Source organism: Ruegeria sp. BB9 (assembly GCF_056539345.1).
In genome coordinates, this window is the sequence record NZ_JBQFUU010000001.1 from 694,968 (window position 1) to 717,050 (window position 22,083).

Below are 22,083 nucleotides of genomic sequence, written 5' to 3' on the forward strand. Positions count from 1 at the left end.
TTTGTTCTTATTTGGTCTGCAGCGCAGATTGCGCTGCATCTTGTTCAAGCTCAGCCGTGGATGCAACCCGTGCTGCCAATTTTTCCGCAAAGCCGGACTTGGCCAGGGTGAAAGCCAGCTTGATCGCGGCAGACACGCCGGTGGCGTCGGCGCCTCCGTGGGATTTGATGACAGTGCCGTTCAGGCCAAGAAAGACCCCGCCGTTGACGCGGCGCGGGTCGATGCGTTTCTTCAATCGCTGCAGAGAGGTGATGGCCAGAACCGAGGCCAGGCGAGATAGGGGCGAATACTTGAAGGCCTCGCGGAGCAGGTCACCGATCAGGCTGGCCGTGCCTTCTCCGGTCTTGATGGCGACGTTTCCGGTAAACCCATCCGTAACAATGACATCCGCCTTGTCGCCTGGAATGTCGCTGCCTTCCACGAAGCCCACGAAATCAAAGTTTGCCTGATCCGCGAATTCGGTGATCAGGGCATGGGCTTCCTTGAGTTCGGCGCGGCCTTTGTGCTCTTCGGTGCCGACGTTCAGCAGTCCGATACGCGGGCGGGTCAGTTCCATGCCGTTGCGCGCATAAGAAGCGCCCATCAGTGCAAACTGCAGCAGATCCTTGGCGTCGGCCCGCACATCCGCGCCCACGTCCAGCATGACGTTGAAACCCTGAGGGTTGCGGGATGGCCACAGAATCGCGATGGCGGGGCGGTTTACCCCGGGCAGTTTGCGCAGTCGCATCATCGACAGCGCCATCAGCGCGCCGGTATTGCCGCAGGACACGGCACCATGGGCCTCGCCCTGACGCACGGATTCCAGCGCCGACCACATCGAGGTGTTCTTGCCGCTGCGCACCACCTGGCTGGGCTTGTCCTGCATCGTGACCACGTCCGGGCAATCACGAAAAACGACGCGTCCGTCGAGGACACGCCGTTTCGATACAAGCCTGCTCAGCACATCTTCCGGGCCGTGCAGAAGAAATCCGATCTCGGGGTTCTTCTTTGCTGACTTCGCGATTCCAGCCACGACCACGCCGGGACCTGAATCCCCGCCCATTGCGTCAACCGAGATGATGATCTTTCCGGTCTGCGTGGGCTGCGCTGTCATGCCAGAACCTGCGTTCAATCAGGCTTAGGCCGCGTCTTCGTCCAGGTCGATGTCGTCGGCCTGAGCGACGACTTCACGATCGTCATAGTGGCCGCAGGCTGCGCAAACGTGGTGCGGGCGCTTCAGCTCGCCGCAGTTCGCGCATTCGTTCGGGTTTGCAGCAACCAGAGCGTCGTGTGCGCGGCGGTTGTTGCGACGCGACTTGGAAACTTTGTTCTGTTGGACGGCCATGGTCTCAACCTTTGTCTACTAAGGGCCAGCAGATTCGCTGCAGGCCGGGTTTCATTCTTCGTTTTCTCGTGGTGTGACGTGCGTTTAGGGAACAAGCCCCGCGATGTCCAACCCAAATTCCGATGAGCGCGCGAAAATACTGCGATTCTCGACATGTTCAAGCGATTTTTCTGAGCGCCTGCTATGACAGGAAATCGATCCCCTGTCACTCGTCTTTTTTAAGTGCGTCACGCAGGGACGCCAGCCCGGCAAAGGGTTTGGCATCCTCGTCGGTCATCGCCTGTTTGCCCGGTTCGGTATAGTTCGCGTCGCCCAGATGTGCACCGTCTTTCCGGGGGTATTGGGGTAACGCAAGGGACAATGCTTCGCGCATCACCTGGTCCAGATCGATTTCCGGGCCCAAGGCTTCGGTCTCGTCATCTTCGGGCATTTCGAACTCGGGTTCGTCCGGTTCGGACCAATTGGCCATGAAAACGCGCCGCACCGGGGCCTCGATCCGGGTCGTGACCGGGTCCAGCGTCACCACGCAGGGCTGAATGACGGTCGCGCCCAGCTTGGCGGTTAACACCCAATCACGCTTGCCCTGCGCGCGCAGCTCGCCGACAAAACTCAGCTTGCGCAGCCCGAGCAGGCCCAACGCATCACGAATTTCCTCGAGTTGCCGAGAAGGGGGGCGCAATTCGAACGCGGTCGGGCTGTTTTGAGGCAGATCGGCGACGCGCAATGTTGAGAGGTCGGACATTGTGACCCTTTCCTGTGTTGAACCGGGGCATGGGTTTCTATAATCGGATAGAAGCCGCAAGGGACCAAGGCAAGAGGGTGAACATGTTGAAAGTACTGAACAGGCTGAAACCGGCGTCCAGGGCGGTTGCCTGCACGCTTGTTCTGGCCACCGCTGTTGCCTGTACCCCGGTCTACAAGAAGCACGGCTATATCCCCACCCCGGAAGAGCTGGCCGAGATCAAGGTTGGCGTCGATACCCGCGACACGGTTCTGGAAAAGGCTGGCGCGCCCAGCTCGTCAGGTGTGTTGAAGGATTCGGGTTTCTACTATGTGGCGTCGCGCGTTCGCCACTATGGCCCCAAACGCCCCGAGGTCGTCTCGCGCGAATTGGTGGCGATCAGCTTTGACCAGCGTGGCGTCGTCCGCAATATCGAAAAATTCGGTCTCGAAGACGGCTATGTCATCGTGCTGGATCGCCGTGTGACGGACTCCAGTGTTCAGGACAAAGGCTTCCTGCGGCAGCTGCTGGGCAACATCGGCCAATTCAGCCCGTCGAACATCCCGGGGGCCAGCTAATTTCCGGCCGCCGGTTGAAAGCTTCACACGGCGGTCACACTATTGGTGCATGGGATCAGGCAGATCGCAATCGGTGAGAAACCGTGGAGGATGCGACCATGGCCGATGATATTTTGTTGGACAAAGGCCGCTTCCGCGCGCGCCTGGCGCGGTGTCCCGAGGACGTGCGGGCGGCCCAGAATCTTCGTACTCTTGCATTCCGAACAGCCGAGACGGATCGGGACGACTTCGACGTTACCTGCGCCCATGTTCTGGTCGAGGATTCGCAGGCAGGTGGCCAGTTGGTCTGCTGTTTTCGGATGCTGGTCATGGACAGCGGCAGCGAAATCAGCCGCAGTTATTCGGCCCAGTTCTATGACCTTTCCGCTTTGCAGAGCTTTGATGGGCGCATGGTGGAAATGGGGCGGTTCTGCATCCATCCGGATTGGACGGACCCCGATATCCTGAGAGTAGCCTGGGGCGCGATGACGGCCTTCGTCGACCGCAACGGGATCCAGTTGCTGTTCGGATGCTCGTCCTTCGCAGGAACCGAGACTGCGGAATACCTGGATGCCTTCGCGATGCTCAAACATCGCCACCTTGCGCCCAAACGCTGGTTGCCGCGGGTCAAGGCGCCGGACGTGTTCCGCTTTGCCGCGCGGCTGCGGCGGCGCCCGGATGCCAGAAAGGCCATGCTGCGAATGCCGCCGTTGCTGCGTACTTATCTTATGATGGGCGGCTGGGTCAGCGATCATGCGGTGGTAGACCGCCAGCTGAACACGCTGCATGTCTTCACCGGTGTCGAGATCGGCGCGATTCCCGCGGCGCGGAAACGCCTCTTGCGGATGATCGCGGGCTGAAGCCGCGCTGCTGGCAAAAGGTGAGGTTGGGGCGTTGACGCCCAATGCCTGCCGGTTTAGCTGGCGCTTATGGCACGTATTCCTTTGTTGCAGATGTCCGGTATCTCGCTGACCTTCGGGGGCGAGCCGGTGTTTTCCGACCTTGACCTGGTGGTTCAGCCCGGCGACCGCGTTGCGCTGGTCGGGCGGAACGGCTCGGGCAAATCCACCCTGATGAAGGTCATGGCCGGTCTGGTCGAACCGGACCGGGGCGACATTGTGGTGCCGCCCGGCAAATCCGTGGGTTACATGGAGCAGGACCCGACGATGGAGGGCTTTGCCACGCTGGGCGATTATGCGGCCAGCGGGCTGGAACCCGGCGAGCTGTACAAGGTGGAACGGGCCGGGGAAGGGCTGAAATTCGACCCCTCGCGCGCGGTTCAGACTGCCTCGGGCGGGGAACGGCGCCGCGCGGCGCTGGCCAAGCTGATGGCCGAGGCCCCCGATTTGATGCTGCTGGACGAGCCGACCAACCATCTGGACATCGAGGCCATCGGTTGGCTCGAACGTGAACTGGGCGCGACGCGGGCGGCTTTTGTCCTGATCTCGCATGACCGCGCATTCCTGCGGGCGCTGACCCGGGCGACATTGTGGATCGACCGCGGTGTGGTCCGCCGACAGGAGCAGGGGTTCGAGGCCTTCGAGGCCTGGCGCGACAAGATCTGGGAAGAGGAAGACCAGCAACGCCACAAGCTGGACCGGCTGATCAAGTCCGAGGCGCGTTGGGCGGTCGAGGGGATCAGCGCCCGCCGCAAGCGCAACCAGGGCCGGGTGCGGGCGTTGCAGGCCCTGCGGGCCGAACGCGCGGCGCAGATCAAGCGTCAGGGGTCGGCGGCCATGTCCTTGGAGACCGGTCCGAAATCCGGGCGCAAGGTGATCGAGGCGCGCGGCATCAGCAAGGCGTTCGACGGCAAGCCTATCGTGCGTAACCTGGACCTGCTGGTGCAGCGCGGCGATCGGGTGGCCTTTGTCGGGCCGAATGGTGTGGGCAAGACGACGGTTCTGAAGATGCTGCTGGGCGAAGTGGAGCCGGACGAGGGGGCGGTGACGCTGGGCACCAACCTCGAAATCGCGGTTTTCGACCAGACCCGCGCGCAGCTGGACCCCGAGATGACCCTGTGGGACAGCCTGACCGGCGACCCCGAGATGCGCGTCTCGGGCAAGGCCGATCAGGTGATGGTGCGCGGCCAGCCCAAGCATGTGGTCGGCTACCTCAAGGAGTTCCTGTTCGACGAACGGCAGGCAAGAGCGGCCGTCAAGTCCTTGTCGGGCGGCGAAAAAGCGCGGTTGCTGCTGGCCAAGCTGATGGCGAAACCGTCGAACCTGCTGGTGTTGGACGAACCGACCAACGACCTAGATATCGAGACGCTGGACCTGTTGCAGGAGTTGCTGGACGACTATGACGGCACCGTGCTGCTGGTCAGTCACGACCGGGATTTCCTGGATCGCGTGGCGACCACCACGATCGCGATGGAGGGCAACGGCCGCGCGACCGTCTATGCGGGCGGCTGGTCGGACTATGTCGCGCAGCGCGGCGATCTGGTCGAGAAAAAGCCTGAGAAAACAAAAGAGAACAAGCCGAAGGTCAAGCAAGAATCCAAGCCGAAAACCGGCCTGTCCTTTTCCGAAAAGCACCGGCTCGAGAAACTGCCCGCCGAGATCGCGCGGCTGGAAGCCGAGATCGCCAAGCTGGAGGAACTGATGTCGGACCCCGAGCTATTCACCCGCGAGCCGGTGAAATTCCAGAAGGCGACCGAAGCCCTTGTCGAGCGGCAGGAGAAGCTGGCCGCCGCCGAGGAGGAATGGCTGGAACTGGAAGAAAAGGCCGAGGCGGGCTGAGCCAATTCGTCTGTTTTGTACCGGCCCCGGGACGGAGGTCTTCCGTTTTGTACGAAACGAAAATGGCCGGCCCGGACGAAGATCGACCGGGCCGGAAATCGTCAGTGAGGGTCAGCGCATCCGCAGGGCGCCGTCGATGCGGATGACTTCGCCGTTCAGATAGCCCATCTCGACGATGAATCCGGCCAGCCGGCCATATTCGCGCGGGTCGCCCAGGCGGGCGGGGTTGGGCACGTCGGCGGCCAGCTGCTGCTGCACCTCTTCGGGTAGGCCGGCGAGCATCGGCGTCATGAAGATGCCGGGCGCGATGGTCATCACCCGGATCCCGGTCGAGGCCAGGTCGCGCGCCATCGGCAGCGTCATGCCCACAACACCGCCCTTGGACGCCGCATAGGCCGCCTGACCCTTTTGCCCGTCAAACGCGGCAATCGAGGCGGTGTTGATGATCACACCGCGCGCGCCATCCGACTCGGGGTCATTCTTGGCCATTTCGACGGCGGCCAGACGCGACACGTTGAAGGTGCCCACCAGGTTGATGTCGATGGTGCGCTGGAAGGCGTCCAGTGGGTGCGGGCCGTCCTTGCCGACGGTCTTGATGCCATAGGCGATGCCGGCACAGTTCACGCAGGCGGTGATCTTGCCCATCTTCTCCATCGCCAGCGCAATGGCCGCAGCCACCGAGTTCTCGTCCGTCACGTCGGTCTGGGCGAAATGTCCGCCGATCTCGGTCGCGACCTGCGCGCCACGCTCGGCATCGCGGTCGAGGATGGTGACCTGCGCGCCGTTCTCGGCAAAGTAACGTGCGGTGGCCTCTCCGAGGCCCGAGGCGCCGCCGGTGATGACGGCGGCGGTGGTGGACAATTGCATGGCGGGCTCCTCCCCAGTGATCTGAACGTTCGTTCAAATAATCCGAGATGGCCCGTCCTGTCCAGTCGGCAGTGACTCAGTCCAGCCGGCTGCGCTGCTGCATCGGGGTGACGCCAAAGGCGGCGCGGTACACGCGTGAGAAATGGCCGGGGCTTTCGAAGCCGCAGGCAAAGGCTACGTCGGTGACCGAGGATTCGGTCTGCAACAACAGGTTGCGCGCGCGGTCCAGCCGCAGTTCCATGAAGTATTTCTTGGGCGAGGCGTTGAGGTATTTGCCGAAGAGCCGTTCCAGCTGGCGGGTCGAGATGCCGATCTGTTCGGCGATCACCGCCGGCGAGATCGGGTCGTTGATGCGGTCGGCCATGATCTGGATCGCCTTGGCCAGATGCGCGTTGCGCATGCCGTTGCGCGATTGCAGCGACACACGCTGATCGGCGGTCGCGTTGCGCACGGCGTTATAAACCATCTGGTCGGCGACCGCGATCGACAGGTCCTGCCCGTGGTCGCGCTCGATCAGGTGCAGCATCAGGTCGGCCGTCGCCGTGCCGCCCGAGGCGGTCATGTGCTTTTCATCAGCCACGAAGACGCTGCGCACCAGGTTCACGTCCGGGAAAGCTTCCATGAAGGCGTCGTGATATTCCCAATGGATTGCCGCCTGCATCCCGTTCAGGAACCCGGCCTCGGCCAGCAGCCACGCGCCCGAACACAGCGCCCCGATGGCCGTTCCGCGCGCCCGTTCGCGGCGCAGCGCGGCCAGCAGGGGGCGGCTGACGTGATCGCGCATGTGGATGCCTGACAAAACGAAGATCTGGTCGCATTTCGGCAGGTCCGTCAGCCCGCCATGCACCAGCGTTACGGACCCGTTCGAACACACCGCCTGCGCGCCGTCCTCCGAGGCGAAGGACCAGCGGTACAGCTCCTCGCCGCTGACCCAGTTGGCGATGCGCAGCGGTTCGACCGCGCAGGAGAAGGCCAGGTGCGAGAACTCGGGAACGAGGATGAAACAGAAATGTTGCGGGTGGGTCATGCGCTTAGTCTATCACGGGCGGTCAGGCTGATTGTGTACAAGTTGCATTTTATCGGGCAAGAGCAGGGGCGACATCCTGGGTGTCGCGATTCGACCAAAGCGAAGGTTGGGGATGAAAGACGACACGAAAAGCCGCAAGGCGGCGCTGGCCGCGCATCTGAAGGCGGCGGTGATGACGCTGAAACTGCGCCCCGGCGATGACCTAGACGAGGCGCAGCTGTCCGAGGCGTTCGGCCTGTCGCGCACGCCCCTGCGCGAAGTGTTCCGGCATCTGGCCGGGCTGGGTTATCTTGAACTGCGTGAAAACCGGGGCGCGCGGGTGGCGCAGATGTCCTATGCCACGCTGCGCGATTTCTTCCTGGTGGCGCCGATGATCTATGGCGCGGTGCTGCGGCTGGCAGCGCAGAACGCGACAGGTGACCAGATCGACCGGTTGAAGGCGGCGCAGGCGGCGTTTCGGGAAACGCTGCGGGCGGGCTCGGCCGAAGATCGCGCGCTGGCCAACAACCAGTTCCACGAGATCACCGGCGAGATGGCGGCGAATGTCTACCTGCTGCCGTCGTTTCAGCGCCTGCTGATCGACCATGCGCGTATCGGCATGACCTTCTACCGCCCGGATCAGGCGGGGATGGGTGAAAGCCTGGATCTGGCCTGCGACCAGCATGACGCCATCATCGCCGCGATCGAGGCGCGCGACGAGGCGGCGGCGGGGCAGCTGGCGGCCGATCACTGGGCGCTGTCGCGCGATCAGATCGAACTGTTCGTGACGCCGGCCGGTCTGGACCTGCCGCTGGGCTCGGTCGAACGCGGATAGAAAAACGGCCGCCCGAAGGCGGCCGTCGTATTCGGGGTCAGGCGGTTCAGCCCAGCTGCACCAGCGCGTGCCGTTTCTTGCCGGCGCTCAGCTTGATGGGCGAGGACAGGGCCGCCGCGTCGATCATCAGCCCGGCATCGGTCAGCGGTGCGTCGTCCAGACGGGCGCCGTTTTCCGAAATCAGGCGCTTGGCCTCCTTGCCCGATTTCGCCAGGCCAGACTTCACGATCAGCTGCACGACCGATATGCCATCGCCCAGATCTTCGGCGGTCAGGGTCAGGGTGGGCAGGTCGCCGCCCACGCCGCCCTTTTCGAACACCTCGCGCGCGGTGGCCTCGGCCTTGGCCGCGGCCTCGGAACCGTGCAGCAGGGTCGTGACCTCGTTGGCCAGACGGATCTTGGCCTCGTTGATTTCGGACCCCTGCAGCGCGCCCATGCGGTCGCATTCGTCCACCGGAAGTTCGGTGAAGATCTTCAGGAAGCGGCCCACGTCGGCGTCAGTAGTGTTGCGCCAGAACTGCCAGAACTCGTAAGGCGACAGCATGTCGCCGTTCAGCCAGATGGCGCCGCCCTGGCTTTTGCCCATCTTGCGCCCGTCGCTGGTGGTCAGCAGGGGCGTGGTCAGGCCATAGATCTCATGATCCAGCACTCGGCGCGTCAGGTCGATGCCGTTGACGATGTTGCCCCACTGGTCAGATCCACCCATCTGCAGGATGCAGCTGTAACGACGGTTCAGTTCCAGAAAGTCATAGGCCTGCAGGATCATGTAGTTGAACTCGAGGAACGACAGGGATTGTTCCCGGTCCAGCCGCGATTTCACCGATTCAAAGGACAGCATCCGGTTGACCGAAAAATGGCGCCCGATGTCCCGCAGGAAATCGAGATAGTTCAGATCGTCCAGCCATTCGGCATTGTTCAGCATCAGCGCGCCGGTGTCGCTGTCGTCATAGGACAGGTACTTGTCGAACACCTTCTGCATGCCGGCGATGTTGGCGTCGATCTGCTCGGGGCCCAGCAAGGGGCGTTCGTCCGAGCGGAACGAGGGATCGCCCACCTTGGTGGTGCCGCCCCCCATCAGGGTGATCGGCTTGTGCCCCAGCTTCTGGAACCAGCGCAGCACCATGATGTTCATCAGATGCCCGACATGCAGGGACTGGGCGGTGGCGTCATACCCGATATAGGCTGTCTGCACCCCGCTTGTCAGAGCATCGTCAAGGCCCTGATAATCGGTGCAATCGGCCAGAAAGCCGCGCTCGATCATCGTGGCGATGAAATCCGATTTGGGGTGATACGTCATGTCTTGCCTCGGGGTTGAATTGCGGGGCACGTTATAGGCGGCGAACGAGGGAAGGAAAAGGCCATGAATAAGGCCCGAGGCAAAGTTGGGGCAGTGCGGGCACTGGGGGCCATGTCGGGCACCTCGCTCGATGGGGTCGATGCGGCGGTGGTGGAAACCGACGGGCGGCAGATCCTGCGGTTCGGCGACAGTGCCTACCGGCCCTATACCGAGGACGAGCGCAAGCTGCTGCGCGCCGCGCTTGGCAAATGGAGCGGACCCGAGGTGCACGCCGCCGAAGATCTGGTGACCCGCGCCCATGCCGAGCTGCTGTCGGAATTCGAGGACGTGGAACTGATCGGCTTTCACGGCCAGACCCTTGCGCATGAGCCGCGCGGCAAGGGCACGTTGCAGGTAGGCGATGGCGAGGGGCTGGCGGTTGCGCTGGGTGTGCCCGTGGTCTGGGATTTCCGCAGTGATGACGTGGCCATGGGCGGCGAGGGCGCGCCGCTGGCGCCGTTTTTCCACTTTGCCTGCGCCAAGTATGTCGGGGCCACGGCGCCCTTGTGCTTTTTGAACCTGGGCGGTGTCGGCAACCTGACCTATGTGGACCCGTCCTTTGACGGACCCGAGGCGCCAGGTGCGCTGTTGGCCTTTGACACCGGCCCGGCCAATGCGCCGATCGACGACCTGGTGCAGGCGCGTCTGGGCCTGCCGATGGACCGCGACGGCGCGCTGGCCCGGCAGGGAACGGTCGAGACCGGAGCGCTGGAGCTGTTTCTGGCCGAGCCGTATTTCAACCGTCTGCCGCCCAAATCGCTGGACCGCAACGATTTCGCCGAAATGATCGGCCTGGTGAAGGAATTGAGTGACGCCGACGCCGTCGCCACCCTGACTGGCATGAGCGCCGCCGGGGTGGTGCAGGGGATGGAGCATTGCCCCAAACCGCCCGCGCGGGTGCTGGTCACCGGCGGCGGGCGCAGGAACCCGGTCTTGATGGAGATGCTGCGCGTGGCGATGGACTGCCCGGTCGATCCGGTCGAGGCCGTAGGTCTGGATGGCGACATGCTTGAGGCGCAGGCCTTTGCCTATCTGGCGGTGCGCGTGGCGCGGGGGATGCCGACCTCTTGCCCCGGCACCACCGGTGTCAAGGCGTTGGTCGGCGGGGGCACGGTCAGCCGGGTGTCGCAGGGCGCACCGCGCTGAAACGCGGCGAAAAATGATCCTGCCAAGGCGCTCGGGCGTAATTGTAGCAGTAGCCACAACAATGCCGGAGATGAAGATGATCGGTTCCCTTGTCAAAAATGCGGCCGGTTGTGCCGCCGCGTTCATGCTCGCAGTGCCTGCCATGGCCGACGTGCAGGTTGAGTTCGTCGAGGGAGCGCCAAAGGACCGCTTCGTTCTTCGCAACGCCAGCGATTGCAGCCTGTCTGCTGCAACGGTGCGTCTGGATTTGTCCTCGTCGCAGGGCGGGCTGATCTTTGATGTCACCGGTGCGGGGGCAGGGGTTGAAGTATTTCAGCCCTTTGAAATGGTTTCGGGGTCCGAGTTTCTGAACGGGTTGCCTCAGGTTCAGGACGGGCAGTCAATGGTCGATCTGGACATCCGTGCCATGCCGCCCGGTGCGGAAATCGCCTTTACGATCGACGTGGATGACACGGGCGGCGGACGCGAGATCACCGTGTCGGGGGCCGAGATTCAGGGCGCGACGGTCTCTCTGGAAGGCGCGCAAAACCCGCCGCGTGGCGTCTTTTCCTCGGCGGCCCGCGCGGCTATACCGGTAGGGACCTGCTGAGCGGCAGTGCACCTGCGGATGGAACCGGCATGACCAAGACCCTGACACGTATCGCATTTCTGGTTCTGGTAATGGGAGGCGGCATACTGATCGGCACTCTGACGGGGCCGGGGGAGTGGTATGCAAACCTGAACAAACCGGTCTTCAACCCGCCGGGCTGGGTGTTCGGCCCGGTCTGGACGGTTCTGTACGTGCTGATCGCGATGGCGGGATGGCGGCAGTTCGAACGCGACCGGGGATCGCCCGCGATGCGCCTGTGGTGGGCGCAGCTGGGCCTGAACTTCTTGTGGTCGCCCGCATTCTTCGTGCTGCACCAGCCTTGGCTGGCATTGGTAGTGATCCTGGCGCTGCTGGTGGTGATTGTTCTGTTCATCAAACACGTCCGCCCGGTGGATCGCGTTTCGGCATGGGCGTTCGTGCCCTATTTGGCATGGGTGGCGTTTGCGACTGTTCTGAACCTGTCGATCGCGGTCCTTAACTGACGCCAGCGGTGGTCAGAGCATCCACTCGACCGGCAGCCACCTGACGACGGCGGCAAGGCCGCGCTGGAACCGAGAGGTGTTCGGGTCGGTCTCAAAGGTCGTGGTCGTCCCGTCCTTGGTCTGCTGAACCCAGACCAGCCCACCGTCATCGTCCATCTCGACGCGATAGGCAAATTCCGGCTTGTCCAGTTGCCGGGCAAGATCTGTCGCGATCGTGGGGCTCTCGATCAGCAGGCCCATCTCGGTGTTCAGCCGGGCCGAACGCGGGTCCAGATTGTATGAGCCGATGAAGATCCTTTTGCCATCCGAGCCAAACACCTTTGCATGCAGGCCCGACGCGGAACCTGCAAGAATCTCGGGCAGGCTGCGTTCCTTGTGCTCGTCGCGCAACGCGCGCAGCTCCAGCAACTGAACCCCGCTTGCCAGCAGGTCGTCGCGATAGGCCATGTAAGCGGCATGAACCGGCATCACATCGGTCGCATCCAGTGAATTGGTCAGGACCCGGACTTTGACCCCGGATGACGCCAACCGCTCAAGCAACTCGGCCCCGCGGGGACCGGGAATGAAATAGGCCGAGACCAGATCGAGCGATATCTCAGAGCTTTCGGCAAAGGCGATGAGACGCTCGACCATGAGGTTCTCGTCCTCCACCTGGCCAAGCCCCTTGGCCGGGTCATCGACAAAAAGTTCGACCGCGCTCCATTCGAACGGCAGATCGCGGGCGGCGATGCGGTCGGCCAGTTCATTGTCGCGGATCGCCTTTTGGTATCCGGCCCCGGCCGCGGTCTGACGCGCGGCCTCGGCCAGCGCTTTCAGGCTTGGGTCGGTTGCATCGGGCAGGAACAACGCGGCATCATAGGCCGAGCCGCTGTTCCAAAAGGCATCGAACGACTCGGCTACCTCGTCCACGATCGGACCGATCGCGATGGTATCGACATCCAGATAGTGCGTCCCGGCCCCATAGTCGAAGTAGATGTCGCCGATGTTTCGGCCCCCGACAATCGTGGCCACGCCGTCCACCGTCATGGACTTGTTGTGCATGCGGCGGTTCAACCTTCCGAAATCGAACAGATAGGACAGCAGCTTGGGATTGCGCAGCGTGAACGGGTTGAAGATGCGGACATGGGCCGTTGGCATGGCATCCAGTTCAGCCAGAAGCGGGTCCAGCCCCGAGATGCCGTTGTCATCGACCAGGAGGCGCACGCGCACGCCTCGCTCTGCCGCCGCACGCAATTCGTCCAGCAGCATCAGGCCGGTCACGTCATCCTGCCAGATATAGTATTGGGCATCGATGGACGAGACCGCCTCACGCGCGAGAACGGCGCGTGCGGCAAATGCGGTATGCCCCTGACCGAGGGGGCGGACGCCATCCAGCCCGGGATTGCGCTGCATCGCCGGCTCGATGGCTTGGCCCAGCGGACCAGTCCAATCCGTCGGCTGCCGGTATGTCTGCTCCGAGAAATTGGTCTCGGGCAGCGGAAAGGCCAACCGCAGCCCAAGCACGACCAAGCCGAGGATTACGGCCACGGTCACCAAAGTCTTGATCAGCCGCATCGCGCCCTCGTCCTTGCCCAATCATACACAAGCGAACCTTGCCGCATCGGGCAGGGCAAGTTCAAGCATGGTTCAGCAAGGACTGAAGGTTTAGCCTCTGGGAATGTCGAACTCCGGAGGCGCCAGTTCGAACCCGTCGAACTGGAACCCTGGCGAGACGGTACAGCTGACCAACGTGTAGTCCCCAGTGCTGCGGGCGGCCTGCCAATGTCCGGCGGGTACGATGACCTGCGGCGTACCTTCGCTCAGGTCAGGGGACAGCATGTGATCGCTTGCAGGCCCGGTATCGGTTTCGCTGATCGACAGGATCAGCGGCGCGCCGGCGTGAAACAGCCAGATCTCGGTCGCATCGACCCGGTGCCAGTGGCTGGCCTCGCCCTGTTTCAGCAGGAAATAGATGCAGGTCGCGGTGGGGCGGCCGTTGTTGTCCGCGCGCCAGGTCTCGGCATACCAGCCGCCTTCGGGGTGGGGCTGCAGTTGCAGGTGGTCGATGATCTGGTCGGCGGTCATGGCGAGCCTTTCACGGCGATGGGATTTGGTGCTGGCAATACTGCGCACAGATCATATGTTTGCGCCATGACCCTGACGATCCCCTTCGACAATTCCTATGCCCGGCTGCCCGGCGCCTTTTATGCGCGCCAGTCGCCCGAACCCGTGCGCGCGCCACGGCTGTTGGCTTTCAATGATGATCTGGCGCGGGTGCTGGGCATCTCGCCCGGCGACGCGCAGGACATGGCCGAGGTTTTTGCAGGCAATACCCTGCCTGACGGGGCCGAGCCGCTGGCGCAGCTGTATTCCGGCCACCAGTTCGGCAACTACAACCCGCAGCTGGGCGACGGGCGCGCGGTGCTGCTGGGCGAGGTTGTGGGCACGGACGGGATCCGCCGCGACATTCAGCTCAAGGGCTCGGGGCGCACGCCGTTCTCGCGGCAGGGCGACGGGCGGGCCTGGCTGGGGCCGGTTCTGCGTGAATATGTCGTGTCCGAGGCGATGCACGCGCTGGGCATTCCCACCACACGCGCTTTGGCGGCGGTGGAAACCGGTGAGGTCGTGCTGCGCGAAGGCCCGATGCCCGGCGCGGTGCTGACCCGCGTGGCGCAGAGCCATCTGCGGGTGGGTACGTTCCAGGTATTCGCCGCACGCGGCCAGATCGCCGATCTACGGCGGCTGACGGATTATGCCGTTGAACGCCATTACCCGGACGCCGTCGGGCCGATGGGCCTGCTGCGCGCCGTGCGTGACGCGCAGGCCGCGTTGATCGCGCAATGGATGGCGGTGGGTTTCATCCACGGGGTGATGAACACCGACAACTGCGCCATTTCGGGCGAAACCATCGACTATGGCCCCTGCGCCTTCATGGACGGCTATCATCCGAACACCGTCTACAGTTCGATCGACCGGATGGGGCGCTATGCCTATTCCAACCAGCCCGAGATTGCGGTGTGGAACCTTGCACAGCTTGCGACGGCGCTGATCCAGCAGATCGAGGACAAGCAGGCCGCCGTGGAAGAGGCGACCGAGATCGTACATGCCATGCCCGAATTGATGCAGCAGCACTGGCTGCGGCGGTTCCGGGCCAAGATCGGCCTGACCACCGAGGAGGATGGCGACCTTGCACTGATCTCGGACCTGCTGACGCGGATGGCGCAGAATCAGGCCGATTTCACCAATACCTTCCGCGCGCTGGGCAGCGATGCGACGCGGGACCAGTTCACCGATCCGGCGGCCTTTGACGGCTGGGCCGAGGGGTGGCGCGCGCGACTGACGCGCGAGGCGGACCCGGCCGCGGTGATGCTCGCGGCCAACCCGGCCTTTATCCCGCGCAACCACCGGGTCGAGCAGATGATCCAGGCTGCCGTTCAGGGCGACTATGCCCCGTTCCACCGGCTGAACGCGGTGCTGGCCCGGCCCTATGACGACCAGCCCGACGCCGCCGATCTGAGGCGCCCGCCCACGCAGGACGAGGTGGTGCATGCCACCTTTTGCGGCACCTGAGCGGGTTTCGGCATCTGTGCTGAACTATCGGCTTGCGTCCGGGCGCGATCCTGCGAATCCTGACGGGGTACAACCGTAGAAAACCGATGACCACTTTGCCCAAGCTGCGCCTTGCCAGCTACAACATCCAGAAATGCGTCGGACTGGATCTGCGACGCCAGCCGCAGCGCATCCTGCAGGTGCTGGACCGGCTGGGCGCCGATATCGTGGTGCTGCAAGAGGCCGACAAACGCCTGCCGCCGCGCCCGGCGGCGCTTCCGCATTTCATGCTGGACGAGGCCGGGTGGAAGATCGTCGATCTGGGCGGTGCGGGCAGTCTGGGCTGGCATGGCAACGCGGTGATCTGGCGGGGAGACCACATCCGGGTGCGCCGCGCCGCGCATCACGATCTGCCGGGGCTGGAGCCGCGCGGAGCGGTCCGGGTCGAATTCGACACGCATATCGGGCCTTTGCGGGTGATGGGGATGCATCTGGGGCTGTTCTCGGCGTGGCGCCGCCAGCAGATCATCCACCTGCGGCAGGACGGCCGCGCGCTGGACCGGATGCCTACCGTCTGGGCTGGGGATTTCAACGAATGGTCACGCCAACCGATTCTTGACCGTCTGGCTCCCGACATGCGGTTCCTGCCGCCTGTGCCCAGCTTTCCCGCCGCGCAGCCTCTGGGCGCGCTGGACCGGATCGCGCTGGGCGGTGGGCTCGAGGCGCTGGCCCACGGCGTGCACGGGGAACGGCCCGCGCATATCGCCTCGGACCACCTGCCGGTCTGGGCCGATCTGCGGCTGGCGGGCTAAGGCGCAGCGGGCGCAAATCACAGTGGCGAAATCTGCGCGGACGTACTAAGACAGAAACCCGAACGGATTCTGGGGGATGACATGGCGGACACGATCATCGCGCGTTGCGAAGCCAAAGGCCTGCGCATGACCGGCCAGCGTCGAACCATCGCACAGGTACTGCAGGACAGTGATGATCATCCCGATGTCGAGGAACTGTACGCACGCGCCTCGGCGCTGGATGCGGGCATTTCGATCGCAACCGTCTATCGCACCGTCAAACTTTTCGAAGAGGCCGGCATTCTCGAACGGCTGGAATTCGGCGACGGGCGTGCGCGCTATGAGGACGCCGAGCGCGACCACCACGATCACCTGATCGACATGAACTCGGGCGAGGTGATTGAATTCGTGGACCCCGAGATCGAAGCCCTGCAGGAAAAGATCGCCTCGAAGCTGGGCTATCGCCTGAAAGGTCATCGGCTGGAGTTGTACGGAGTTCCGCTGGACAAGGACTGATCCGGCCGGGACACATCACCAAAAGCGATTGGTCATCTAAAATCTATTCATGGTTCCAAGCCCTCTTCGCGCTTGCCACGGCGGCGCGATCCGGGTCTTCTGCGTTGCGACGCGGCAATTAGGCCGTACGAAATCAATAGGCAATGACATGAACAACGCGAACGGCATCCTGCTGGTCATCGGCGCTATGGCCGCCTTCACGCTTGAGGACATGTTCATCAAGCATCTGTCGGTCACCGTGCCGACCGGTCAGGTCATGATCGTGCTGGGGCTGTTCTGCGCGCTTGTCTTTGCCGCCATGGCCATCGTGACACGCAAACCGATCTTTGACTCGGCAGCCTGGCAACCGCTGTTCGTGATCCGCGCGTGCACCGAGGCGGTCGGGGCGCTGAGTTTTGTCACCGCCTTGTCCTTGGTCGACCTGTCGACCGTTGCGGCCGTGTTCCAGGCGATGCCGCTGGTGGTCACGATGGGGGCCGCTCTCTTCCTGCGCGAGCAGGTCGGCTGGCGCCGTTGGAGCGCAATCGGCGTTGGGTTCATCGGCGTTCTGATGATCATCCGCCCCGGTCTGGACGGGTTTCGGCCCGAGGCTCTGTTCGTGGTGGCCAGCGTCATCGCCATTGCCGCGCGGGACCTGATCACCCGCCGGCTGGACGCGCGCGTGGCCTCGGCCGTGGTGGCGTTGCAGGCCTATGCGGCGGTCGCCATTGCCGGCGGCGTGCTGATGCTGACCTCGGCGCAGCCTCTGGCGCCGCTGCAGATGGGGCAGATCGGACCCTATTTCGGTGCCGTTGGTTTTGGTGTTCTAGGCTATCTGGGGATCGTGACCGCAATGCGCGTGGGCGAGGCCTCGGCCCTGACGCCGTTCCGCTATACGCGGCTGCTGTTTTCGATCTTGGCAGGGATGTGGATGTTCGGCGAACGGCCGGACCTGATGACCATGATCGGCGCGTCGCTGATCATCGGGTCGGGCATGTACACGTTCATCCGCGAACGGCGCATCGCGCGGTCCATGGCCCCGGCGGTCTGCTGACCTGTTGGCGCAAACACGCCGCTGTTGGCGCTAAAGGCCAGAAAATATGCGTGTTAGCGATAACGGACCCGGTTTACTTTTCCCCGCGTGCTGGTATGAGGCATGCAACCGAACGCATTTTCAGGGACCGGTATCATGAGCACCATCATCGACATCCACGCACGCGAAATCCTGGACAGCCGGGGCAACCCCACCGTCGAGGTGGACGTGGTTCTGGAAGACGGCACCATGGGCCGGGCGGCCGTGCCTTCGGGCGCATCGACCGGCGCCTATGAGGCGGTTGAAAAGCGCGATGGCGACAAGTCCCGTTACATGGGCAAGGGCGTGCTTGAAGCCGTGGCCGCCGTGAATGGCGAGATCGCCGAAGAGCTGGTGGGCTTTGACGCGACCGAGCAGGTGGCGATCGACGCCGCGATGATCGAGCTGGACGGCACCCCCAACAAGGCCCGCCTGGGCGCCAACGCAATTCTGGGCGTCTCGCTGGCGGTGGCCAAGGCGGCCGCGGATTTCACCACCCAGCCGCTTTATCGCTACGTGGGTGGTACCTCGGCGCGCGTCCTGCCGGTGCCGATGATGAACATCATCAATGGCGGCGAACATGCCGACAACCCGATCGACATCCAGGAATTCATGATCATGCCCGTGGCCGCCAGCAACATCCGCGAGGCGGTGCGCATGGGTTCGGAAGTGTTCCACACCCTGAAAAAGGAACTGTCGGCCGCCGGGCTGGCCACCGGTGTCGGCGACGAGGGCGGGTTTGCCCCCAACATCGCCTCGACCCGAGAGGCGCTGGATTTCATCCTCAAGTCGATCGAGAAGGCGGGCTACAAGCCGGGCGACGAGATCTATCTGGCGCTGGACTGCGCCGCGACCGAATATTTCAAGGATGGCAAATACGTTCTGGCGGGCGAGGGCAAGACGCTCAGCAGCGACGAGAACGTGGCCTATCTGGCAGCCCTGGTGAACGACTATCCGATCATTTCGATCGAGGATGGCATGTCCGAGGATGACTGGGACGGCTGGAAGGCGCTGACCGACGAGCTGGGCGGCAAGGTGCAGCTGGTGGGTGACGACCTGTTCGTGACCAACCCGGCGCGCCTGGCCGAGGGGATCGAGAAAGGCTGCGCCAACTCGATGCTGGTCAAGGTGAACCAGATCGGTTCGCTGACCGAAACGCTGCGCGCCGTGGATATGGCGCACCGGGCCGGCTACACCAACGTGATGAGCCACCGCTCGGGCGAGACCGAGGACGCCACCATCGCCGATCTGGCCGTGGCGACCAACTGCGGTCAGATCAAGACCGGCTCGCTGGCGCGGTCGGACCGGCTGGCCAAGTACAACCAGCTGATCCGCATCGAGGAATCGCTGGGCGAGGTCGCGGAATACGCGGGGCGTTCGATCCTTCGCAAGTAAGCCGCAAGCTGCTAGGCTGCCCCCGACATTGGCCGGGGGTCCTTTATGCTGAGTATCGTTGAACCAAAAACGCCGGACCAGTTTGATGCTGTCCGGCGTTTGTGTTGGGATTATCACGCCTATCTGCTGAGGCTGGATGAACGGTCGCGGCAGGTCGTGAACACGTTCTATCCACCCGAGAAATATGCGGCTGTTCTGTCCGCCATCGAGATCGAGCATATGCCGCCCAAGGGCGGGACCCGGCTGGCGATGCTGGACGGGCAGGCGGTGGGCTGCGGGATGTTCCAGACGATCGGTCCGGGTATCGCCGAGATCAAGCGCGTGTTCGTGACCGATGACGCTCGGGGCACTGGTGCGGGGTGTGCGATCATGCAGGCGCTGATCGCTCAGTGCCGCAAAGACGGGTTTGAGTTGATCCGGATGGACACCGGGAAACCGCTGGAAGCGGCGACTCGGCTGTATCTGTCTCTGGGGTTCAAGCTGCGCGATGCCTATTCGGATATACCCGAAATCGCCCAGGGTCAGCTGTTATTCTTCGAAATGTCGCTGACGGGTGACCCCGCTGAACCCAATGGAATTGCAGGGTAATCTCCCTTTAACCCGGAGTTCGGGGCAGGCAGGGAGAAAAAATGCAAACATAAATGTGATTATGTGTGAACTTGTTCCTACAAGTGCGACGTTGTCGGGCGTAGTTTGACGGTACAGCAGAAAAGGAGAACGTGATGTCCGCTTCAAGAATCCTTCTCGTTATTTCCGTGCTTTCCGTCGGGGTTCTGGCGGCCTGCGCAGGTCCTGACACTTACCCGATCACCGGCGAGCCGGTGTCGCAGAACGATCCGGTGCAAGAAATGTACTACAATCCCGGGCTGATCTTCCGCGGTGAATCACGCTAGAGCTTTTTGCTCATCAACATGTAACGGTCGCGCGGTTTGAAACCGGTCCGAAGGTAGAGTTTCTGCGCGGCCTCGTTGGTTCGATCCACTTCCAGATGCAGGGTCGTCAGGCCGGCCCCGGCCAGTGCTTTGGGCAAGTCCAATAGAACCTCGGTGGCAATTCCGCGGCCGCGAATGGCCGGCCGGATGTAGATTTCGTCCACGAACCCGTCCATCCCCCCGAACTCGACCGACCAACCAAAGGTCAGTATGATATAACCCAGCGGCGCGCGCGACGGGCCGATCAGATAGATACAGCCGTGCGGGATGCCTTCCAGCAGAGGCATCAGCGCATCGCGCCTTTGGTCGGGGTCCTGCTGGATCCCGGCCTCAGCGTGAAAGGCGGCGACCAGGCCCATCAGGCGATCAAGGTCCTCGGGGCGGGCAAGGCGCAGAGCGGCGCTCATAGCCGCGCCAGCCGTTCGGTCAGCAGGGCAAAGAACCCGTCGGCATCCACGTCGCCGATGAACAGCGCGTTGGGCGTGCGGTCGGTGACGCCCCACCAGTCGGCGACGGTCATGCCGAGCGTAAGGTCCGACTGGGTCTCGATTTCCACGTTCACATGGCGGCCCGAGAACAGCTCGGGCCGGATCAGATAAGCGGTCACGCAGGGATCGTGCAGGGGCGCACCTTCGCTGCCGTATTTTTCCTTGTCGAAACGTTCAAAGAAATCGGTCATTTCGGCGACAGCAATGCCGACCTTGGCGCCAAGGGCCCGGAACGCGTCATTGCGCGGTTTGGTGACCAGCGCCTTGTGCGTCACATCCAGTGGCATCACCACGATCGGAACGCCGGATTTGAACACGATATCAGCGGCCTCGGGGTCGACATGGATGTTGAATTCAGCGGTGGGTGTGATGTTTCCGACTTCGAAGTAAGCGCCCCCCATCAGCACGATTTCCTGTATGCGTTCAACAATGTCGGGCGCCTTTTGAAAGGCCGTGGCGATGTTTGTCAGCGGCCCCAGCGGGCAGAGTGTTACGGTGCCGGGATCCTGCGCGCGCAGAGTGTCGATGATGAAATCGACGCCATGCCCCTCGGCCAACGGCATCTGCGGGTCAGGCAGTACGGGGCCGTCCAGCCCGGTCTTGCCATGCACGTGCTCGGCGGTGATCAGCGGGCGTTTCAGCGGTCGATCGCAGCCCGCATGGACCGGAATATCGGTGCGACCGGCCAGTTCGCAGACGATGCGCGCATTCTTGGCCGTCAGTTCCAGCGGCACGTTGCCGGCGACGGCGGTGATGCCCAGCACCTCGATTTCGTCGGGGCTGGCCAGCGCCAGCAGGATGGCGACGGCGTCGTCCTGTCCGGGGTCGGTGTCGATGATGATCTTGCGCGCGGTCATGGGGCCTCCGGGGTCTTGAAGGGCGGAGACTGGCAATCCGCGCGCCGCTTGTCCAGCGGTTTCAGGCCCCTGTTCCGGTGGCCACCGGCGGGAGTTTGCCATTTGCCCGGTGTTCTTCGGTTTTCACCGCGTCCCACAGGGCGTCCATCTCCTCCAGAGTGCTGTCCGAAGGGGTCTTGCCACGCGCGGTCAGACGGGCCTCGACCTGCTCGAAGCGGCGGGTGAACTTGGCGTTGGCGCGGCGCAGCGCGGCCTCGGGCTCGATACCCAGATGGCGGCCGAGGTTGACGATCACGAACAGCAGGTCGCCAAATTCATCCTCAAGCGCGTCGGCGTCCCTCTGGTCGCGCGCCTCTGCCAGTTCGGCGGCCTCTTCTGTGATTTTGGCCAGCACATGGCTGACATCGGGCCAGTCGAAACCCACCCGCGCGGCGCGTTTCTGCAGCTTGTAGGCGCGCAGCAGGGCGGGCAGGTTCGCGGCCACGCCGTCCAGCGCACCTTTCTGCTCTTTGCCGGCGCGCTCGGCGGCCTTGATCGCCTCCCAGTCGCGGGTCTGTTGTTCGGCAGACTTGTCGCGGGATTCGTCGCCGAAGACATGCGGGTGGCGGGCCACCATCTTGTCGGACATGGTGCGCACCACGTCCTGAAAGGTGAAATGCCCGGCCTCTTCGGCCATCTGCGCGTGAAAGACCGACTGGAACAGCAGGTCGCCCAGCTCGCCCTTGAGCTCGTCCCAGGCCTGCCGTTCGATGGCGTCGGCGACCTCGTAGGCCTCTTCGATCGTGTAGGGGGCGATGGTGGCGAAATCCTGTTCGATGTCCCACGGGCAGCCGGTGTCCGGGTCACGCAGGCGGCGCATGATTTCCAGCAGCCGCTCGATTCCGGCGTCAGTATCGTGGATCAGTGGATTTTCAGCCATTGCGA

The 22,083-nt window shown here is 63.4% G+C and carries 25 protein-coding genes; 14 read left to right on the top strand and 11 right to left on the bottom strand.

Features of this window, described 5'->3' with window-relative positions; translation table 11 throughout:
• Window positions 1–7: 7 nt before the first annotated feature.
• The 3 genes from plsX to ACR0FC_RS03500 form a co-directional block, all read right to left on the bottom strand.
• Window positions 8–1,093: a phosphate acyltransferase PlsX gene (gene plsX / locus ACR0FC_RS03490; RefSeq protein WP_170338227.1), complete on the bottom strand. Its 1,086-nt coding sequence runs from the start codon at window positions 1,091–1,093 to the stop codon at window positions 8–10.
• A gap of 24 nt (window positions 1,094–1,117) precedes the next feature.
• On the bottom strand, window positions 1,118–1,324 hold the full coding sequence (rpmF, locus tag ACR0FC_RS03495) for a 50S ribosomal protein L32 (RefSeq protein WP_093962313.1): 207 nt from the start codon (window positions 1,322–1,324) through the stop codon (window positions 1,118–1,120).
• Window positions 1,325–1,529: 205 nt separating this feature from the next.
• Window positions 1,530–2,066, bottom strand: a complete 537-nt coding sequence (locus ACR0FC_RS03500) for a YceD family protein (RefSeq protein ID WP_170338229.1) — start codon at window positions 2,064–2,066, stop codon at window positions 1,530–1,532.
• 83 nt (window positions 2,067–2,149) lie between these two features.
• On the opposite strand from ACR0FC_RS03500, the gene ACR0FC_RS03505 reads away from it, so the two are divergent.
• The 3 genes from ACR0FC_RS03505 to ACR0FC_RS03515 all read left to right on the top strand — a co-directional run bounded on the left by ACR0FC_RS03505 (window position 2,150) and on the right by ACR0FC_RS03515 (window position 5,340).
• A complete protein-coding gene (locus tag ACR0FC_RS03505; protein WP_093962985.1) occupies window positions 2,150–2,623 on the top strand; it encodes an outer membrane protein assembly factor BamE in 474 nt (157 codons plus the stop codon).
• 98 nt (window positions 2,624–2,721) lie between these two features.
• On the top strand, window positions 2,722–3,462 hold the full coding sequence (locus ACR0FC_RS03510) for a GNAT family N-acetyltransferase (protein WP_170338231.1): 741 nt from the start codon (window positions 2,722–2,724) through the stop codon (window positions 3,460–3,462).
• Between the two features lie 69 nt (window positions 3,463–3,531).
• Complete coding sequence (locus tag ACR0FC_RS03515; RefSeq protein WP_254432896.1) at window positions 3,532–5,340, top strand: ABC-F family ATP-binding cassette domain-containing protein; 1,809 nt, start codon at window positions 3,532–3,534, stop codon at window positions 5,338–5,340.
• Window positions 5,341–5,451: 111 nt separating this feature from the next.
• Here the strand turns inward: ACR0FC_RS03515 and ACR0FC_RS03520 are convergent, their stop codons facing one another.
• Together ACR0FC_RS03520 and ACR0FC_RS03525 are read right to left on the bottom strand one after the other, a co-directional pair.
• On the bottom strand, window positions 5,452–6,207 hold the full coding sequence (locus ACR0FC_RS03520) for a 3-hydroxyacyl-CoA dehydrogenase (protein WP_170338233.1): 756 nt from the start codon (window positions 6,205–6,207) through the stop codon (window positions 5,452–5,454).
• A 76-nt stretch (window positions 6,208–6,283) separates the two neighbouring features.
• Entirely contained in the window at window positions 6,284–7,234 is a 951-nt protein-coding gene (locus tag ACR0FC_RS03525; RefSeq protein WP_170338235.1) for a GlxA family transcriptional regulator, read from the bottom strand.
• A gap of 112 nt (window positions 7,235–7,346) precedes the next feature.
• Here ACR0FC_RS03525 and ACR0FC_RS03530 point away from each other — a divergent pair, with 112 nt between their 5' ends.
• Complete coding sequence (locus tag ACR0FC_RS03530) at window positions 7,347–8,048, top strand: GntR family transcriptional regulator (RefSeq protein WP_170338237.1); 702 nt, start codon at window positions 7,347–7,349, stop codon at window positions 8,046–8,048.
• A gap of 46 nt (window positions 8,049–8,094) precedes the next feature.
• Here ACR0FC_RS03530 and tyrS read toward each other — a convergent pair whose 3' ends face one another.
• A complete protein-coding gene (gene tyrS, locus ACR0FC_RS03535; protein WP_170338239.1) occupies window positions 8,095–9,345 on the bottom strand; it encodes a tyrosine--tRNA ligase in 1,251 nt (416 codons plus the stop codon).
• Window positions 9,346–9,408: 63 nt separating this feature from the next.
• Between tyrS and ACR0FC_RS03540 the strand changes: the two genes are divergently transcribed.
• The 3 genes from ACR0FC_RS03540 to ACR0FC_RS03550 all read left to right on the top strand — a co-directional run bounded on the left by ACR0FC_RS03540 (window position 9,409) and on the right by ACR0FC_RS03550 (window position 11,601).
• Complete coding sequence (locus ACR0FC_RS03540; protein ID WP_170338241.1) at window positions 9,409–10,530, top strand: anhydro-N-acetylmuramic acid kinase; 1,122 nt, start codon at window positions 9,409–9,411, stop codon at window positions 10,528–10,530.
• A 76-nt stretch (window positions 10,531–10,606) separates the two neighbouring features.
• Window positions 10,607–11,119 (top strand): aggregation factor core, encoded by a 513-nt coding sequence (locus tag ACR0FC_RS03545; RefSeq protein ID WP_170338243.1) that lies wholly within the window; start codon window positions 10,607–10,609, stop codon window positions 11,117–11,119.
• A 29-nt stretch (window positions 11,120–11,148) separates the two neighbouring features.
• The gene (locus tag ACR0FC_RS03550) at window positions 11,149–11,601 is read left to right on the top strand and encodes a TspO/MBR family protein (RefSeq protein WP_170338245.1); all 453 of its coding nucleotides are present in this window, start codon (window positions 11,149–11,151) and stop codon (window positions 11,599–11,601) included.
• A 12-nt stretch (window positions 11,602–11,613) separates the two neighbouring features.
• Here the strand turns inward: ACR0FC_RS03550 and ACR0FC_RS03555 are convergent, their stop codons facing one another.
• Both ACR0FC_RS03555 and ACR0FC_RS03560 read right to left on the bottom strand, forming a co-directional pair.
• A complete protein-coding gene (locus ACR0FC_RS03555) occupies window positions 11,614–13,155 on the bottom strand; it encodes a phospholipase D family protein (RefSeq protein WP_170338246.1) in 1,542 nt (513 codons plus the stop codon).
• A gap of 90 nt (window positions 13,156–13,245) precedes the next feature.
• A complete protein-coding gene (locus ACR0FC_RS03560) occupies window positions 13,246–13,665 on the bottom strand; it encodes a cupin domain-containing protein (protein ID WP_170338248.1) in 420 nt (139 codons plus the stop codon).
• A gap of 66 nt (window positions 13,666–13,731) precedes the next feature.
• On the opposite strand from ACR0FC_RS03560, the gene ACR0FC_RS03565 reads away from it, so the two are divergent.
• The 7 genes from ACR0FC_RS03565 (at window position 13,732) to ACR0FC_RS03595 (ending at window position 19,775) form a co-directional block, all read left to right on the top strand.
• The gene (locus ACR0FC_RS03565) at window positions 13,732–15,150 is read left to right on the top strand and encodes a protein adenylyltransferase SelO (protein ID WP_170338250.1); all 1,419 of its coding nucleotides are present in this window, start codon (window positions 13,732–13,734) and stop codon (window positions 15,148–15,150) included.
• Between the two features lie 86 nt (window positions 15,151–15,236).
• A complete protein-coding gene (locus ACR0FC_RS03570; RefSeq protein WP_170338252.1) occupies window positions 15,237–15,941 on the top strand; it encodes an endonuclease/exonuclease/phosphatase family protein in 705 nt (234 codons plus the stop codon).
• Between the two features lie 81 nt (window positions 15,942–16,022).
• Window positions 16,023–16,436 carry a Fur family transcriptional regulator gene (locus ACR0FC_RS03575; RefSeq protein ID WP_093962302.1) on the top strand — a complete coding sequence of 138 codons (414 nt, stop codon included), beginning with the start codon at window positions 16,023–16,025 and terminating at the stop codon, window positions 16,434–16,436.
• A gap of 148 nt (window positions 16,437–16,584) precedes the next feature.
• Entirely contained in the window at window positions 16,585–17,469 is an 885-nt protein-coding gene (locus tag ACR0FC_RS03580) for a DMT family transporter (RefSeq protein WP_170338254.1), read from the top strand.
• Window positions 17,470–17,604: 135 nt separating this feature from the next.
• Window positions 17,605–18,882 (top strand): phosphopyruvate hydratase, encoded by a 1,278-nt coding sequence (gene eno, locus ACR0FC_RS03585; RefSeq protein WP_170338256.1) that lies wholly within the window; start codon window positions 17,605–17,607, stop codon window positions 18,880–18,882.
• Between the two features lie 45 nt (window positions 18,883–18,927).
• Window positions 18,928–19,470, top strand: a complete 543-nt coding sequence (locus ACR0FC_RS03590; RefSeq protein ID WP_170338257.1) for a GNAT family N-acetyltransferase — start codon at window positions 18,928–18,930, stop codon at window positions 19,468–19,470.
• A 134-nt stretch (window positions 19,471–19,604) separates the two neighbouring features.
• Window positions 19,605–19,775, top strand: a complete 171-nt coding sequence (locus tag ACR0FC_RS03595) for a hypothetical protein (protein WP_170338259.1) — start codon at window positions 19,605–19,607, stop codon at window positions 19,773–19,775.
• Here ACR0FC_RS03595 and ACR0FC_RS03600 read toward each other — a convergent pair.
• The 3 genes from ACR0FC_RS03600 to mazG form a co-directional block, all read right to left on the bottom strand.
• The gene (locus ACR0FC_RS03600) at window positions 19,772–20,221 is read right to left on the bottom strand and encodes a GNAT family N-acetyltransferase (RefSeq protein ID WP_170338261.1); all 450 of its coding nucleotides are present in this window, start codon (window positions 20,219–20,221) and stop codon (window positions 19,772–19,774) included. The genes ACR0FC_RS03595 and ACR0FC_RS03600 overlap by 4 nt on opposite strands.
• The gene (locus ACR0FC_RS03605) at window positions 20,218–21,159 is read right to left on the bottom strand and encodes a nucleoside hydrolase (RefSeq protein ID WP_170338262.1); all 942 of its coding nucleotides are present in this window, start codon (window positions 21,157–21,159) and stop codon (window positions 20,218–20,220) included. Before ACR0FC_RS03605 ends, ACR0FC_RS03600 begins: the two co-directional genes overlap by 4 nt.
• Window positions 21,160–21,220: 61 nt before the next feature.
• Window positions 21,221–22,078, bottom strand: coding sequence for a nucleoside triphosphate pyrophosphohydrolase (gene mazG / locus ACR0FC_RS03610; protein ID WP_170338264.1), 858 nt, complete (start codon window positions 22,076–22,078; stop codon window positions 21,221–21,223).
• Window positions 22,079–22,083: the final 5 nt, after the last annotated feature.

Coding starts and splice junctions, on each gene's coding strand:
- plsX (WP_170338227.1), bottom strand. CDS start 1,093: ATGACAGCGCAGCCCACGCAGACCGGAAAGATCATCATCTCGGTTGAC.
- rpmF (WP_093962313.1), bottom strand. CDS start 1,324: ATGGCCGTCCAACAGAACAAAGTTTCCAAGTCGCGTCGCAACAACCGC.
- ACR0FC_RS03500 (WP_170338229.1), bottom strand. CDS start 2,066: ATGTCCGACCTCTCAACATTGCGCGTCGCCGATCTGCCTCAAAACAGC.
- ACR0FC_RS03505 (WP_093962985.1), top strand. CDS start 2,150: ATGTTGAAAGTACTGAACAGGCTGAAACCGGCGTCCAGGGCGGTTGCC.
- ACR0FC_RS03510 (WP_170338231.1), top strand. CDS start 2,722: ATGGCCGATGATATTTTGTTGGACAAAGGCCGCTTCCGCGCGCGCCTG.
- ACR0FC_RS03515 (WP_254432896.1), top strand. CDS start 3,532: ATGGCACGTATTCCTTTGTTGCAGATGTCCGGTATCTCGCTGACCTTC.
- ACR0FC_RS03520 (WP_170338233.1), bottom strand. CDS start 6,207: ATGCAATTGTCCACCACCGCCGCCGTCATCACCGGCGGCGCCTCGGGC.
- ACR0FC_RS03525 (WP_170338235.1), bottom strand. CDS start 7,234: ATGACCCACCCGCAACATTTCTGTTTCATCCTCGTTCCCGAGTTCTCG.
- ACR0FC_RS03530 (WP_170338237.1), top strand. CDS start 7,347: ATGAAAGACGACACGAAAAGCCGCAAGGCGGCGCTGGCCGCGCATCTG.
- tyrS (WP_170338239.1), bottom strand. CDS start 9,345: ATGACGTATCACCCCAAATCGGATTTCATCGCCACGATGATCGAGCGC.
- ACR0FC_RS03540 (WP_170338241.1), top strand. CDS start 9,409: ATGAATAAGGCCCGAGGCAAAGTTGGGGCAGTGCGGGCACTGGGGGCC.
- ACR0FC_RS03545 (WP_170338243.1), top strand. CDS start 10,607: ATGATCGGTTCCCTTGTCAAAAATGCGGCCGGTTGTGCCGCCGCGTTC.
- ACR0FC_RS03550 (WP_170338245.1), top strand. CDS start 11,149: ATGACCAAGACCCTGACACGTATCGCATTTCTGGTTCTGGTAATGGGA.
- ACR0FC_RS03555 (WP_170338246.1), bottom strand. CDS start 13,155: ATGCGGCTGATCAAGACTTTGGTGACCGTGGCCGTAATCCTCGGCTTG.
- ACR0FC_RS03560 (WP_170338248.1), bottom strand. CDS start 13,665: ATGACCGCCGACCAGATCATCGACCACCTGCAACTGCAGCCCCACCCC.
- ACR0FC_RS03565 (WP_170338250.1), top strand. CDS start 13,732: ATGACCCTGACGATCCCCTTCGACAATTCCTATGCCCGGCTGCCCGGC.
- ACR0FC_RS03570 (WP_170338252.1), top strand. CDS start 15,237: ATGACCACTTTGCCCAAGCTGCGCCTTGCCAGCTACAACATCCAGAAA.
- ACR0FC_RS03575 (WP_093962302.1), top strand. CDS start 16,023: ATGGCGGACACGATCATCGCGCGTTGCGAAGCCAAAGGCCTGCGCATG.
- ACR0FC_RS03580 (WP_170338254.1), top strand. CDS start 16,585: ATGAACAACGCGAACGGCATCCTGCTGGTCATCGGCGCTATGGCCGCC.
- eno (WP_170338256.1), top strand. CDS start 17,605: ATGAGCACCATCATCGACATCCACGCACGCGAAATCCTGGACAGCCGG.
- ACR0FC_RS03590 (WP_170338257.1), top strand. CDS start 18,928: ATGCTGAGTATCGTTGAACCAAAAACGCCGGACCAGTTTGATGCTGTC.
- ACR0FC_RS03595 (WP_170338259.1), top strand. CDS start 19,605: ATGTCCGCTTCAAGAATCCTTCTCGTTATTTCCGTGCTTTCCGTCGGG.
- ACR0FC_RS03600 (WP_170338261.1), bottom strand. CDS start 20,221: ATGAGCGCCGCTCTGCGCCTTGCCCGCCCCGAGGACCTTGATCGCCTG.
- ACR0FC_RS03605 (WP_170338262.1), bottom strand. CDS start 21,159: ATGACCGCGCGCAAGATCATCATCGACACCGACCCCGGACAGGACGAC.
- mazG (WP_170338264.1), bottom strand. CDS start 22,078: ATGGCTGAAAATCCACTGATCCACGATACTGACGCCGGAATCGAGCGG.